Annotated in this window: 12 protein-coding genes; 3 read left to right on the forward strand and 9 right to left on the reverse strand. The window is 69.9% G+C overall.

Annotated elements, in window-relative coordinates; all coding sequences use genetic code 11:
- Nucleotides 1-3: 3 nt before the first annotated feature.
- The 3 genes from cas3 to AC0VYL_RS17745 form a co-directional block, all read right to left on the reverse strand.
- A complete protein-coding gene (gene cas3, locus AC0VYL_RS17735) occupies nucleotides 4-2916 on the reverse strand; it encodes a CRISPR-associated helicase Cas3' (RefSeq protein ID WP_475480900.1) in 2913 nt (970 codons plus the stop codon).
- Between the two features lie 400 nt (nucleotides 2917-3316).
- Entirely contained in the window at nucleotides 3317-4492 is a 1176-nt protein-coding gene (locus tag AC0VYL_RS17740; RefSeq protein WP_475454207.1) for a UDP-N-acetylglucosamine--N-acetylmuramyl-(pentapeptide) pyrophosphoryl-undecaprenol N-acetylglucosamine transferase, read from the reverse strand.
- A gap of 144 nt (nucleotides 4493-4636) precedes the next feature.
- On the reverse strand, nucleotides 4637-5197 hold the full coding sequence (locus tag AC0VYL_RS17745) for a TetR/AcrR family transcriptional regulator (protein ID WP_475480901.1): 561 nt from the start codon (nucleotides 5195-5197) through the stop codon (nucleotides 4637-4639).
- Between the two features lie 74 nt (nucleotides 5198-5271).
- Here AC0VYL_RS17745 and AC0VYL_RS17750 point away from each other — a divergent pair, with 74 nt between their 5' ends.
- Together AC0VYL_RS17750 and AC0VYL_RS17755 are read left to right on the forward strand one after the other, a co-directional pair.
- On the forward strand, nucleotides 5272-5667 hold the full coding sequence (locus tag AC0VYL_RS17750) for a nuclear transport factor 2 family protein (RefSeq protein ID WP_475480902.1): 396 nt from the start codon (nucleotides 5272-5274) through the stop codon (nucleotides 5665-5667).
- Nucleotides 5664-5873 (forward strand): heavy-metal-associated domain-containing protein, encoded by a 210-nt coding sequence (locus AC0VYL_RS17755; RefSeq protein WP_475480903.1) that lies wholly within the window; start codon nucleotides 5664-5666, stop codon nucleotides 5871-5873. The genes AC0VYL_RS17750 and AC0VYL_RS17755 overlap by 4 nt, the downstream gene beginning before the upstream one ends.
- Here the strand turns inward: AC0VYL_RS17755 and AC0VYL_RS17760 are convergent.
- The 4 genes from AC0VYL_RS17760 to AC0VYL_RS17775 all read right to left on the reverse strand — a co-directional run bounded on the left by AC0VYL_RS17760 (nucleotide 5852) and on the right by AC0VYL_RS17775 (nucleotide 10223).
- Nucleotides 5852-6850 (reverse strand): sigma-70 family RNA polymerase sigma factor, encoded by a 999-nt coding sequence (locus AC0VYL_RS17760; RefSeq protein ID WP_475480904.1) that lies wholly within the window; start codon nucleotides 6848-6850, stop codon nucleotides 5852-5854. The two genes, AC0VYL_RS17755 and AC0VYL_RS17760, sit on opposite strands and share 22 nt — an antisense overlap.
- Before the next feature lie 133 nt (nucleotides 6851-6983).
- Nucleotides 6984-8054, reverse strand: a complete 1071-nt coding sequence (locus AC0VYL_RS17765) for an RNA-guided endonuclease InsQ/TnpB family protein (protein WP_475480905.1) — start codon at nucleotides 8052-8054, stop codon at nucleotides 6984-6986.
- 121 nt (nucleotides 8055-8175) lie between these two features.
- Entirely contained in the window at nucleotides 8176-8574 is a 399-nt protein-coding gene (locus AC0VYL_RS17770) for a VOC family protein (RefSeq protein ID WP_475480906.1), read from the reverse strand.
- Nucleotides 8571-10223 carry an MFS transporter gene (locus AC0VYL_RS17775; protein ID WP_475480907.1) on the reverse strand — a complete coding sequence of 551 codons (1653 nt, stop codon included), beginning with the start codon at nucleotides 10221-10223 and terminating at the stop codon, nucleotides 8571-8573. The genes AC0VYL_RS17770 and AC0VYL_RS17775 overlap by 4 nt, the downstream gene beginning before the upstream one ends.
- A 234-nt stretch (nucleotides 10224-10457) precedes the next feature.
- Here AC0VYL_RS17775 and mgrA point away from each other — a divergent pair, with 234 nt between their 5' ends.
- Nucleotides 10458-11453, forward strand: a complete 996-nt coding sequence (gene mgrA, locus AC0VYL_RS17780) for an L-glyceraldehyde 3-phosphate reductase (RefSeq protein ID WP_475480908.1) — start codon at nucleotides 10458-10460, stop codon at nucleotides 11451-11453.
- A 327-nt stretch (nucleotides 11454-11780) separates the two neighbouring features.
- On the opposite strand, the gene AC0VYL_RS17785 is transcribed toward mgrA, so the two are convergent.
- Nucleotides 11781-13016, reverse strand: a complete 1236-nt coding sequence (locus AC0VYL_RS17785) for an MFS transporter (RefSeq protein ID WP_475480909.1) — start codon at nucleotides 13014-13016, stop codon at nucleotides 11781-11783.
- A gap of 50 nt (nucleotides 13017-13066) precedes the next feature.
- The gene (locus AC0VYL_RS17790) at nucleotides 13067-13450 is read right to left on the reverse strand and encodes a VOC family protein (RefSeq protein WP_475480910.1); all 384 of its coding nucleotides are present in this window, start codon (nucleotides 13448-13450) and stop codon (nucleotides 13067-13069) included.
- Nucleotides 13451-13683: the final 233 nt, after the last annotated feature.

The raw sequence follows: 13683 nt of genomic DNA on the forward strand, positions 1-13683 counted from the left end.
GCCTCATGGTGCACGGGTGACCTCCAGGCCGTCGGATTCGGTGTAGCGCAGCGTGTGTCCGGCCAGTTCGGCGCGGTTGTCCTCGTCCAGGAACAGGACCAGCTCCCCCGCGACCCAGTGGGCCTCCTTGGTCTGCCAGGCCACGATCAGATCGGTCTCCAGGTCAGCGATGGTGCGGTCGATCATCGCTCCGGTGACCGTGAACTGGTAGGGCAGACGCAGGCCACTCGCGGCGAGCGCTCGCGCGGCCTTGGCAGTGGGCACCGAGTCCGGGGGCAGTGGCAGGCCTCCACGCCCCTCGGTGAGCCAGGGGACCGTGGTCAGGGATCCGTCGGCGTTGCGCCTGGCCACCAGGACCTCCAGGCTCTCCCCGGTGTCCCGGACCTGGGCCTTACCGCTCTGGCTGTCGTCGGCCTCCCCGACTCCGGCGTCCACCCAGCCGATCACCGCACGGCCGTCCCGGGCCGCCGGGTCGAGCAGGAACGCGCGGGCCCGCACGGCCTTGTCAGCGTGTTGGGTCTCCTGGACGGTGTGGGCCTCGTCCAATGCCGCGGACCAGCTCGCCGGAGCGATGTCGGAATGGTCGTCGGTCTGGTGGTAGGCGTCCTGGACCAGTGGGCTGATGTCGTCGGGCAGCCGGAGAGTTCGCTCGTCGTCGGTCGTCGCTTCGAGGTGGGGCCGGAGCGCGGCGAGCGAGCGGAGGAGTGGGTACTCGCCGTAGACAGTGCGCGATCCGCGAACCGGACGGGGTGGGCTCTGGTCCCAGTCCACGCCGGTGACCAGGCACCGCGCCGTGCGGAGCCCGGAGGGGCGCTGGCTCTGTCCGTCGCCCCGGAGGTGGCGGTGCAAGCGGCCCATGCGTTGGAGTACCAGGTCGACGGGGGCAAGATCGGTGACCAACAGGTCGAAGTCAACGTCCAGGGACTGCTCGACGACCTGGCTGGCGACCACGATGCGGCGGGCGGGGCGGACCCCGCCAAGTTCGGCGACCTTCGGGGGAGGTCCGTACTCGCTCAGGAGCTGTTCGTCCCGGGCGGCCCGATCAAGATCGAGGAAGCGGGAGTGGGCGACGGTCACCGCGGCGTCACCGAACTGGTCGCGTAGGTGGGCGGCGGCCTCGTGCACCCGGGTGACGGTGTTGCGGATGACCAGGGCACAGCCGCCCTCGGCCAGTTCCGTCTCCAGGCGGGCAGCGAGGGTGGCGAGGTCGTCACCGAGGGGTTCGATGAGGACGTCAGTCGATCGGCCGGAAGCGGCGGGGGTGTACAGGCGGGGTGCCGCGCCGGGCTCGGCCGTGGTGATCAGTGGATATGCCTCCGCCTCCCCAACCCGCCCCATAGCCTCTTCGGTCGGGTCGCTCCCCCGTCGTTCCCCCGTGTAGGCCAGCGCGAGCTCACGCCTGCGCCGGGCCGGGAGGGTGGCGGACAGCACGACGACGGGAACCCCGTACCTGCCGAGCCAGGACAGGGCCCGATCCAGGTAGGTGTTCATGTACGTGTCATAGGCGTGGGCCTCGTCGATCACGACGACCTTGCCCGCCAACGCGAGGTGGCGCAGCGCCAGGTGCTTGCTCTTGAGGCTGGTGAACAGGAGCTGGTCGACGGTGCCGACGGAGAAGGAGGACAGCATGCCCTTCTTGCGTCCGCGCAGCCAGCGGTGCGCGACCAGCGCGGCGCTTCCGGGAGCATTTCCCGAGTCGCGGTCGGTGTCAGTGGCCAGGCGGGGTCCGCCACCGAGGTAGCCGGAGAACTCCTTGTTGAGGTGCGCCTTGGAGTGCGCGAGGAAGATCGAGGCCGCTTCCTCGGGCATGCCGGGCAGACGCTCCAGCCAGTGGGTGAAGCGGGAGAACATGGCGTTGCTCGTGGCCATGGTCGGAAGGGCGACGAAGCATCCGCCCGCACCGGTGTAGGAGCCCAGGATCTCGGCGACGGCCAGGGCCGCCTCGGTCTTGCCCTCCCCCATAGGAGCTTCGATCACCACCAGTCCGGGGCCGGACATGGCACGGGCGGCCTCGACTGCCTCCTCCTGGACCGGACGCACGACGGCTCCGGCGGGGAGAGCGAAGCGCGCGGCGAACAGCTCCGTGGCCGTTCCCCGGGGCTCACGGGGTGTCCAGGGCCGGGGCAGGTCGAGGAGTCTCCAGGCCTGTTCGGAGCGCTCGGGGTCGTTGCCGCGTTCTCCGGGGAAGTAGGGGAAGTACTCCGCGTTGCTCGCGATCCAGTCGGCGGTGATGACCAATGCGGTGAGCAGGACCTGAGCGGTCTGCGGGAGTTTGGCGGTTCGCCAGTCCGAGAGTCGCTCGGCCGCACCGGTCACACGGGCAGCCGTGTCCAGGAGCTCCGTCTGGACGGTGTACCAGGCGTCCGCGCTGCCAGGTGCGCGCAGAAGATCGGGACGGTTGTCCAGGGCAGCGATGGCCGTGTTGCTCGGCGGAATGCCGTGGTGGCCTCCGGCGATCACCGTGAACTGGTTGGTGTCGCGTTCCCGCCAGCCGTGCTGTTGCGCCAGCCACTCTCGGAGGAGGAGCTGGCCCGCGAGGCCGTGCGGGGCGAGGTTGCGGTCTGTCATCTGCTTCTGGAGCGGCATGTCGAGGCCGTGCGCGCGCATGTCGTCCGCGAGGTGTTCGACCTGGCAGGCGAAGGCGGGAGTCGCCTTCCCGATGTCGTGGGTGGCGGCGAGCCAGACCGCGAGCAGGCGGGCGTCCGCCGCACCGTTGGGAAGTGCAGCACCGACGAGATGCCGGACCTGGTCAGGAAGCCATTCGTCCCAGAGTCTGCCCGCAACGAAGGCGCTGTCGGCCATGTGCCGGTACAGGGGGAGCCAGCCGTCGGAGTCGAAGTCGTGCTTGGCCCACACGCGTCGCGCCGCTGCGGAGAGGTGGTCCTTCCAGGGCTGGGAAGGAACAGAGGAGGTCATGGGAGATATCTAAACGGCTCCTGACGACAATCCAGAACGGGAATCGACCTTTCCCGCAAACCGGATGTGGCCAATGAAAATTGAGCATATCCCGCACAACACAGACACTTCCATGGTACGGAGACCCAGATCTGCACACCCTGGGAGCGGGGTTGCCTCGCGCGACACAAACACCGCTTGCCAGAACATCCCCGCGTGCACGGGGAGCAGCTGGACCACGAGCCGTCCTTGCTCCGCCTGCGGGGTCCATCCCCGCGTGCGCGGGGAGCAGACTTCTTGAACAGGGAACTTACCAGTGACAAGGGGTCGTTTTTCCAACTTCTCGAAAGTTGGACACTGGTGATTTCCATGGACGAACGTGATTCTTCTGCATGAATGGAGACATGTTTCAGGAAATGGCTCAGTTGGCGGCGGTGAGGAGGACGTCGACGAGGCGTTCGGCGGCGTCGGGCATGCCCTTGGAACGAGCCTGGGAGGCGATGGCCTCGCGGGTGGCCGGATCCGCGAGCAGCGGCTCGACGGCGGCCTGGAGGTTGGCCGGGTTGACCTCACCGAGGAGGGCCACTGCGGCGCCGGACTCCTGGAGGTGGCGGGCGTTGTGCGCCTGCTCGTTCCCCGCCGAGGAGGCCAGCGGGATGAACACCGCGGCCTTGCCGAGGGCGGTGAGTTCGGCGATGGTTCCGGCTCCGCTGCGGGAGATCACCACGTCGGCGAGGGCCAGGACGTCGGGGAGTTCCGGGCCGACGAAGGCGGTCAGGTGATACCGCCGGGCGAGGGCCGGGTCCAGAGCCCGGGCGCTCTCACGGAGGGCGTCGACGTTGTTCGCACCGCACTGGTGAACGACGTTGGCCCTGGTGAGCAGCCACGGGAGGATGTCGCTGACGTTGGTGTTGATCTGCGCCGAACCCTGGGCGCCGCCGGTCACGTAGACGGTGGGCAGCTCGGGGTCGTACCCGGCGAAGCCCAGGCCCTTGGCCGCGAGTTCCGGCTGGCCGGTGAGGACCTCGGGGCGCACGGGGTTACCCGTCACCACGGCGGTGTCCTGGGAACCCTCGGGCAGCAGCGCCACGGAGGACTGCGCGGACACGGCGATCTGGGCGCCGGCGCGGGCGAGGACCTTGTTGGCCAGGCCGAGGCGGACGGTCTGCTCGTGCACCACGAGGGGGCGGCGGCACATGCGCGCGGCCAGGCCGACGGGCACGGCGACGTATCCGCCGGTGGCCAGGACCACGTCGGGCGCGAAGTCGGACACCAGCGACCGGGCCTGCGCCACGCCTCGGGGAACGTTGGTCATGTCCTTGACGTTGGCCGGGGAGACCATCTTGATCGGGTTCTTGGACCGGCGAATCTTGCCGGTGGCCACCGACTCGAAGGCGATGCCGTTGCTGGTGGCCACGCGCTGCTCGAGGCTGTCCGCCGCGCCCACCCACAGCACCTCGAGGGAGTTGCCGGTCGACTCCAGGCGGGCCCGCAGAGCGTTGACCGCGGTCAGTGCGGGGTAGGTGTGGCCTCCCGTACCCCCTCCGGTCACGATGAGGCGCAGGTTCCGGGGCGATCGGTCATGGGTGCTGTTCACACGTTTCCCATCTGGCTGCCCGCTGCCGCGGGTGGGAGAAATGGTCAGAAGGAGGGCCGCGCACTGACACGGCCCATCAGCACGGTAGTCGCGTTCGGGAGCCCTTTGTGCCAGTGGGCGGGACGAATCGGACTGGGCCCCTGGTCACACGGGCCCTTGGTGGCCGAGGACACGGAGGAGCGTGGTGTGCCGCGCCCGGTGGGTCTCCTCCTCGGTTTCGGCCTCGACGTGACCGACCGCGATGACGACCGAGACCAGCCAGTCGGTGGGAAGCGTGTCGTCGAACTCTCCGGCGAGCTGTCCCCGGTGGATCACCCTCCTGAGCCGCTCGACGACGGGGGCGTGCCGGACCTCCTCGGAGGTGTCTGTCCGGGCGTCGGACCAGAGCACCAGGTGGGGGTACCTGCCGACGGTCTGGGCGGCGGCGTCCACCAGGCGCAGCAGGGCGTCGGCGGCGGGCCCGGAGTCGAGGTCGGCGGCGTCCATCGCGGCCACGGCCTCCTCGGTGATCCGGTCGAGCGCCGCCGACCGGAGCTGGGCCCGTGAGGGGAAGTGGGCGTACACGGTCTGACGGGTGACCCCGGCCTCGGCCGCGATGGTGTCCATCCTGGCCTCGGGCTGGTCGTTGAGGAGGCGGATCGCGGCGTCGAGGATCGCGGCCCGGCTGCGCTGCGCGTCGGCCCGACGGTTCGGAGCTGGGGACATCTCTTACACCTTGTCAGAATTGAACGGGTGGCATATCTTACATCGAGTCAGAGTTATGGACTCAGGGAGGAACAGTGGACACCTTCGCAGGCGACCCCGGGCGGTTCATCGTCGGTTTCCTGGATGACTTCGGGGGCGCGGTCACCGATACGGAGGAGGACCTCGCGACGATCGTCGACCGGTTCCACACCCCGGACATGGAACAGGTCAACGACGGCCACCGCATGGACCGGAGCAGGCTCATCACGCACCTGGGCCCCATTCGCAGGAACAAGCCCACGTCCAGGATGGACGTGCACGATGCCACGAGTGACGGGGACCTGCTCACCGCCCGCTACACCATGCACGTGACCATGAGGGGGAAGTCCTTCTCGATCGACGTGTACTTCTTCGGCAGGTTCACGCCCGACGGCCGCCTGCGCGAGTCCCACTCGCTCACCCGCATGGAGAAGGACGGGGTCCCGGCATGATCGAACGAACCTACACCGTGCTCGGCATGGCCTGCGCGCACTGCGCGGGCTGGGTGTCCGAGGAGCTGGAGCGGGTCGAGGGCGTCCTCTCGGTCACTGTGGAGGTCGAACTGGACCGGGTGACCGTCAGCAGTGACCGCGAACTGGAGGCCGACGAGGTCCGCGCCGCCGTGGAGGCGGCCGGCTACGAGCTCGCGGGACCGTGAAGGGCGGGCAGGCCGAAGAGGCGGAACAGCGCGGTGTCGAAGAAGACCGCGCAGTGGCCGATCCCCTCCTCGACCAGGGTCAGGGCGTGGATGCCGAACGCGCGGTACGAGCCGTCCTCCCCTCTGAGGTACATGCCGAACGCGGGCTGCCCGTTGGCCGAGGTCGGCACCAGGGCCAGGTCCCCGGGCCCCTTGGCCGGGCAGTGCGCGTCGATGAGCCGCCCGATGTTCTCCGCACCGCGCACCCAGGTGGCGAACGGAGGCATCTCGAAGGACGCCTCGGCTGTAAACAGGTCAGTGAGCGCACCGATGTCGTAGGTCTCGAAGGCGGCCACGTAGCGGTCGAGGGTCTCGCGCTGGTCGGAACGGGGCTCGGGGACGGTGTCCTCCTCTGGGGTGATCCGCCCCAGCTGGGCGCGGGCCCGTTGCAGGAGGCTGTTCACCGCCGGGACGGAGATGTCCAGGGTCCGGGCGACCTCCGCCGCGCTGAAGCGGAGCACGTCGCGGAGGAGCAACACGCCGCGCTGGCGGGGCGGGAGGTACTGGAGCGCCGCGATCAGGGCGAGCCGCACGCTCTCACGCGCGGCCACCACCGCGCCCGGGTCGGTGGTGTCGTCGGGGCCGCCGAGGACGTCCGGCATCGGTTCGAGCCAGGGCACGTCGCCGTGTTCCGCGAGCGCGGCCTCGGGGGTGTCCGTGGGGCCGCCGAGTCCGGTGGGGAGGGGGCGGCGGCCGCGTCTGTCCAACGCGGTGAGGCAGGCCGTGGTCGCGATCCGGTGCAGCCAGGTACGCAGGCTGGAGCGGCCCTCGAAGCGGTCGTAGCCCTTCCAGGCGCGCAGGTACGTCTCCTGGACCAGGTCCTCGGCGTCGTGCGCCGAACCGAGCATGCGGTAGCAGTGCGCGTACAGCTCCCGTCGGTAGGGAGCGACGAGCCGCTCGAAGTCCTGGTCAGTCGTGTGTTCGGCCACGGACGTCACGCTACGCCCCACCTACGACAGAACGCACGGCTCCATGTAGTTCCTTTGCCAACTGCCCGTGGCTGAATCTATGGGCTTGCAGGTAGGCGCCCACCTGGCAGGTGGATCCGACCTCCCGCGTCCAGCACTCTCCTCAGGTGGAGGGCACGGGGACGGTTGACTGCCGCCCCGCGGTCCACACCGCCTCACCCCGGCGGGCGAGATTGCGTGAAGCATTGACATCGGCGTGCAGCACCACACCACAACCCCGACAGACGAACCGGGCCCGCGAGGGCCGGTTGCCTCTGCACGTGTGGGCGCACTCCGAGCAGGTCTGGGAGGTGTAGGCCGGGTCCACGACTACGACCGGCACCCCCGCCCTGCGCGCCTTGTATGTGATGAAGTCGCGCAGTTGCGCGAAACTCCACGCATGCAGCGTGGCGCGTTGTTTCCTGGCCTGCCGTACCCGGCCACGGATGCCCCGAAGGTCCTCCAGGGCGATCCCGTGGCCGGTGCGTTCGGCCTGGTCCACGATGCTCTTCGAAATCCGGTGGTTCACATCCCGCGCCCGCCGGGACTCCTTGCGGCGCTGGCGTTTGAGCACCCGTAGGGCGCTCTTGGTGCCCTTGGCCTGGAGTGTGGCGCGAAGCCGCATCTGGCGGCGCCGGTACCGGTTCAGCTGCCGTCCGGCATGTTGCTGGCCAGTGGAGGTGGCGGCGATCTCCACGATCCCCGGATCCACCCCGACGAACCCCTCCGGTTCTTCGTTCAAGGGCTCTTCGGGCACCTCGCACACCGCGGCGAGGAACCAGGCCCCGCCGTGGCAGATCAGGGCACTCTCACCCCGGCGGTACTCGGCCAGAAGTTTGAGCCGGTCCGGGGAGCTGGTGAAGGGAAGGTTCCTCAACCGCCCCTGGGTGGTCCAGATCGAGACCGTGCGGGCGTCCATCTGCCAGGACACACACCGATCGTCGAAGGGTTGGGCGGCGTCCGGGCGGAAGCTGATCGGGGTGGCCTCCACCCGTTTGCGGGTGGGTGATCCCTTCCGGCCCAGGTTCCCGGCCCGAAGGTTCCCGGACCGAAGGTTCACGGCACGGGTGGTGTAGGCGTCAGCGACCTTGCCGATCACCCGGACCGCGGGCTGCGCCGAGAGATCGAACTCGGCCTTCAGCTGGGAACCACAAAACTCCCCCGAAACCCGCCACACACCGCCCTTCGCGCTCATGATCCAGCAGGCAAGACGAATTCCTCCCGGGCGTGAACGCCCCGGCCTCCTCGCCAACCAAGCACGTGAAGTTCTGTACCTCGGCTCCGGGCGGACCGGGACGGTCCGCCCGGGATCGGACCTAGCCGCCGAGGTCACCGCGTTCCATGGCGGCGAGGGCCTCCTCGCTCATCTGGATGATCTGCACGTAGTTGCCGTCCGGGTCCTTGGCGGTGGCGAACAGGCTCCCGTCACGGTCCTCCAGCGGCGCCACCCACTCGGTGCCCCGCTCGTCCATGAGCGCGGCGACGGCGCGGGCGTCACCGACGTCGAAGTTGAGGATCATCCGGGTGGGGTCGGCCGCCTCGGCGCCGACGTCGTCACGCTGGTCGATCAGCATGTGGAACGTGCCGAACCGGAGCACCCGGTAGCTGTCCATGTCGTCGTTGCTGACGGGGTCCAGGACGGCGGCGTACCAGTCGCGCAGGCGGTCCGGGTCGGTGCTGGCGAGCAGCATGCTGTCGAGGTTGGGGCGCTTCATGGTGTCCTCCCGATGGTGTCGTCGTGTTCCCTCACCCGTACCGACCCGTCCCCGCCCGGAGAGTCATCGGTCGCCTCGGACCTCGGGGCGACTTTCTCCGGCACCGCTGGAGACGGGGCGGACTCCCCCGCGCCGCGCAGCAGCCACAGGGCCAGCGCCCCGAACAACCCCATCGCGACCAGACCGAACACGGCGGTGATGTTGACGCCCGTGGTGAAGGCCTCCCGGGCGGACTCCAGCAGCACCGCCCCCTGCTGAGCGGGCAGGTCCCCGGCCACGCTGGCGGCCCCCGCGAGGGTCTGACGTGCGACCTCGACCGCGCCCGGGTCCGCGACGCCCTCGGGGACCTCCACCCGGGTCCGGTAGACGGCGGCGGCCAGGCTGCCCAGCACGGCCACACCGATCGCGATGCCGAACTCGCCGCTGGTCTCGGACATGGCCGCCGCCGAACCGGCCTTCTCCCGGGGCGCGGTTCCCACCACGATGTCCGCGATCAGGGCCGCGCCCGGCCCCACCCCCACGGAGGTGAGCAGCAGGCCGAGGACCACCGGGACGCTACCGCCGTCGACGGGGACGAACACCAGCACCAGGAAGCCGAGGGCGCTGACGAACATGCCGCCGCCGATCACCGTGCCCCTGCCGAACCGCTGGGCCAGGGGTGCGCAGAACATGGTGACGACGATCATCGCCAGGGTCGGGGGGAGCAACCAGAGACCGGCGGCCAGCGGGGAGTTCCCGGCGACCAGTTGGAGGTACTGGCTGAGCAGGAGGAACATGCCGCCCATCGCGACCGCGCCGACCAGCATGACCCCCAGCGCCGCGCTGAAGGAGCGCGACTGGAACAGGCTGAGGTCCAGGAGCGGGTCGGGCAGGCGCAGCTGCCTGCGCACGAACCACGTCCCCGTCGCCGCGCCGAACAGCACGGCCATCAGGGAGACGGGGCCGGAACCGCCCTCGGCGGCGGTCTTCAGCCCGTAGACCACCGGCAGGATCGCGGCCAGGGACAGGGCGACGCTGAACAGGTCCAGTCGGCCCGCGCCGGGGTCACGGTACTCGGGCAGGAGCAGGGGTGCGCAGACCAGGAGCAGGAGCATCACCGGGACGCCGAGGAGGAAGACCGACCCCCACCAGAACCACTGGAGGAACAGGCCGCCCACCAGTGGTCCGATGGCGGTCCCGCCCATGAAGCAGCTGGTCCATACCGAGATCGCCACCGCGCGCTGTGCGGGGTCGCGGAACATGTTGCTGATCAGGGCCAGAGTGGAGGGCATGAGCGTGGCCCCGGCCACCCCCATGAGGGTGCGGGTGGCGATGAGCGTCTCGGCGCTGCTGGAGAAGGCGGCCGCCACGGAGGCCAGCCCGAAGACGGCGGCTCCGATCATCAGGAGTCGGCGGCGCCCGAGCCGGTCTCCGAGGGTGCCCATGGTGATGAGGAACCCGGCGATCATGAACCCGTACACGTCCATGATCCACAGGGTCTGCGCGCCGGTGGGCCGCAGGTCGGCGGCCAGGTGTGGAAGTGCGAGGTACAGCACGCTCATGTCCAGGGACAGCAGCAGTGTGGGCAAAGCGAGCACACCGAGCCCGAGCCACTCACGTCTGGTGGCCCGTGGTTCCGCCGTCCGGCGGAGCGATGGTGTCGGGTTCATGGGGGTCCGTTCCTCGGTCAGGGGTCGAACGATCTGATTCGTTCACATGTACGGACCGGTCGGGCGCGGGGAACTCATCGGCGAGGGGGTGACGTGTTGGACCGCCGGGCGGAAACAGCGCACGGGGATGCTGGTCTTCACGGGAAGAGGCCCTGTGGACAACGGTCCCGGGCGTGACGCACGTGCCAGAATGTGGGCCCAGCCACCCTTTCCCACCAGCCACGAGGGGCCACCATGACCTACGTCGCCGCACCCACGCGCTACGACACCATGCCCTACCGACGCTGTGGCCGTAGCGGTCTGCGCCTGCCGGCCCTGTCCCTGGGCCTGTGGCACAACTTCGGCGGAGAACGCGGGCTGGAGACGCAGCGCGACATCCTGTTGCGCGCCTTCGACCTGGGGGTCGTCCACTTCGACCTGGCCAACAACTACGGTCCTCCGCCCGGGGCCGCCGAGGAGAACTTCGGCCGCGTGGTCGCCTCGGACCTGCGGCGGTACCGGCACGAGTTCGTCGTGTCCACCAAGGCCGGGCACCTGATGTGGCCGGGGCCGTACGGCGAGTGGGGGTCACGCAAGGGACTGCTGGCCAGTCTGGACCAGAGCCTGGAGCGCATGGGTCTGGACCACGTGGACGTCTTCTACTCGCACCGCCCCGACCCGGACACACCCCTGGAGGAGACCATGGGCGCGTTGGACACGGCGGTGCGGCAGGGCAAGGCGCTGTACGCCGGGGTCTCCAACTACTCCCCCGAGCAGACCCTGGAGGCCGCGCACCTCCTGCGCGAGATGGGTACACCGCTGCTGATCCACCAGCCCTCGTACTCGATGTTCAACCGGTGGGTCGAGAACGGGCTGCTGGACGTGCTGGACGAGGTGGGCGCCGGGTCGATCGCGTACTCGCCGCTGGCCCAGGGGCTGCTGACCGACCGGTACCTGAACGGGGTGCCGGAGGGTTCGCGGGCCGCGGGCGCCAGCCCGTTCCTGAGTGAGGACGGCATCACCGACACGGTGCTCGACCGGGTCAGAGGGCTGAACGAGATCGCGGACCGGCGCGGACAGACCCTGGCGCAGATGGCGCTGGCGTGGGTGCTGCGCGGCGGTCGGGTGACCTCCGCGGTGGTGGGCGCGAGCAGTGTGGCGCAGTTGGAGGACAACGTGGCCGCCGTCAGCAACCTGGAGTTCTCCACCGAGGAGCTCGCCGCCATCGACCGGTACGCACCGGTCGAGTAGCGGTGCGGGGGGCCGGGGCCGCGCCGCGCCGCGCCGCGCCGACGGCGATGTTCACGGACGACGTGAGTGCCGTCGGCACCCCACGGTCCTCCGTCAGGGAGCCCGCCGCCCCCCAACCTCACCCCGGTTGAACTGCGGGGGGACCCCTGGACCGCGCACGGACGCCCCCGTCCGCCGTCGGCACCCAGGGTCCCTGCCAGGGGTCCCCGCCAGGGAGCACGCCACCTTCGTTCGCACAGCGGGTGCCTCGTACCGACGGCCGACACAGTGTGTCCTTGGGCTGGGCCGTCAGGGGTCAGGTCCGTGCCTCCCACATGCACGGAATGCTCAGGCAGTGCTGGCGGTATGGTCCCCACGAGGCAGGAGGAGCCCTGCCAGAGCCATCACCACCGCGGCGGCCAGGAGTGCCACCCGCGCGTCCATCAGACTGGCCACCACTCCTCCGACCACGATGAACACAGGCTGTGTGACCGTCGTGGCGAAGGCCCAGAGCGTGGCCACCCGGGACATCAGGGCGTCCGGGGTCTCCAACTGCCGGTATCCGGCCATGGCCGAGTTGGCCGCGGCGGCGAACACCAGGAGCAGGCCGAACCCCAGGCCGCACATGAGCAGGCCCATGGGGCCGGGAACCGCGAAGGGGATGAGAAAGTACCAGGGGCCACGGAGCAGGGAGGCCCAGCGCAGAGTACGCAGCACGCCCAGTCTCCGAACCAGTCGGGGCACGAGGCGGGCGCCCAGCAGTCCACCGAGCGACGGCACCCCCATGAGGAGCCCGTACTCGAAGGCGCTGAAACCGAGGTCACGCATGTAGAACACGGCGGTCAGCGGGGCCGCCATCGAGGAGGCCCCGGCGAACAGGACCCATCCGAGCAGGATCGGCCGCAGGGTGGCGTGGTTCCAGACGAAGCCGAGCCCGGCGAAGAGCTCCTCCCGGCGCGAGGACCCCGACTCGTCGCGCGTGGGCGGGGCGGGTTCGGGCTCACGGATGGTCCGAACGGCCAGGGCACCGAAGAGGTACCCAACGGTGGTGGCCACCAGGGCTCCCACGGCCGACAGCGCCGCGATCAGGGCACCGGCGAGCGCGGGGCCGACGGACACGCTCAGCCAGCGCGTGGACTCGAGTCGGCTGTTGGCGTCGACGAGCCCGGCCGGGGAGACCAGGGACTTCAGGTGGGCCTGCGCGGCTCCGGTGGAGGCGACGGCACAGACGGCGTTGACGGCCGCTGCCGCGCACAGGTGCGTGTAGGTGAGCACCCCGAAGGCGTGCGCGGCGGGGAGGCTGGCCAGGATTGCCGCCCTGAGGAGATCGCCGCCGATCATCACCGGGCGTTTGCGCGTGTACTCCACGAGTCGGCCGACGTGGAAGGAGACCAGGACGGTGACCAGCGCGGTGATCCCGGCCAGGAGGGAGACCCGCCAGACGCTGACGTCCAACACGACGACGGCGATGACGGGCAGAGCCACCATGCCGACGGCGGATCCGAACTGGCTGACCACCGCACCGGCCCAGAGACGGCGGAAGCCGGGGTGTTGGCCGACGCTGTCCACACGGGGGGAGGGCATCCGGGTGATGGTACCCGGACGCCCTCCCCTGTGGGTGCGCCGTGCTCGGCCTACTCCTGGATGAGGCCGATGACGTTCCCGGCCGGGTCGGTGAACCAGGCGACGAGGGGGCGTCCGCCACGGACCACCCCCTTCTCGTCCTGGTCGAAGTCGTCGTACCGGAGCATGGTGATCCCACGGTCGACCAGCCCGTCCACGGCGGCGTCGATGTCGTCCACGGTCAGGTTGAGGACGGTGAACACGGCGGGCCGGTGGTCGGGTTTCGGGTAGACGAGGATGCTGCGGTCGTTGCCCAGGTCGATCTCCAGCAGGCCGTACTCCTCCATGCCGGGGACGTCCCTGACGGTGAGGCCGAGGGTGTCGCGGTAGAAGGCGCGGGCCGTCTCGGCGTCGGGGACCGCGAAGGACCCGAAGGCCCTCGTGCTGTCGAACATGGTGTCCTCCTTGGAGGTCGCGGTGTCTTCACCCGTACTGACCAGCGTCGTTCCCGGAACTCATCGACGGGATCGGTGGATCGGGGTCAAACAATGCGGACGGTTCCGTGCACGCCCCTTGGGTGACGGGGGAATCGGCCCGGTGTTAGCTTCGCGGGGACTGCCGGGGCACCGAGCGTGTCCCGTCCTCGGTGCCCCCGTACGGGCACCGCGCCTCACGCGGGGGGAGACCG

It is taken from the genome of Nocardiopsis sp. iso_238, assembly GCF_056173325.1.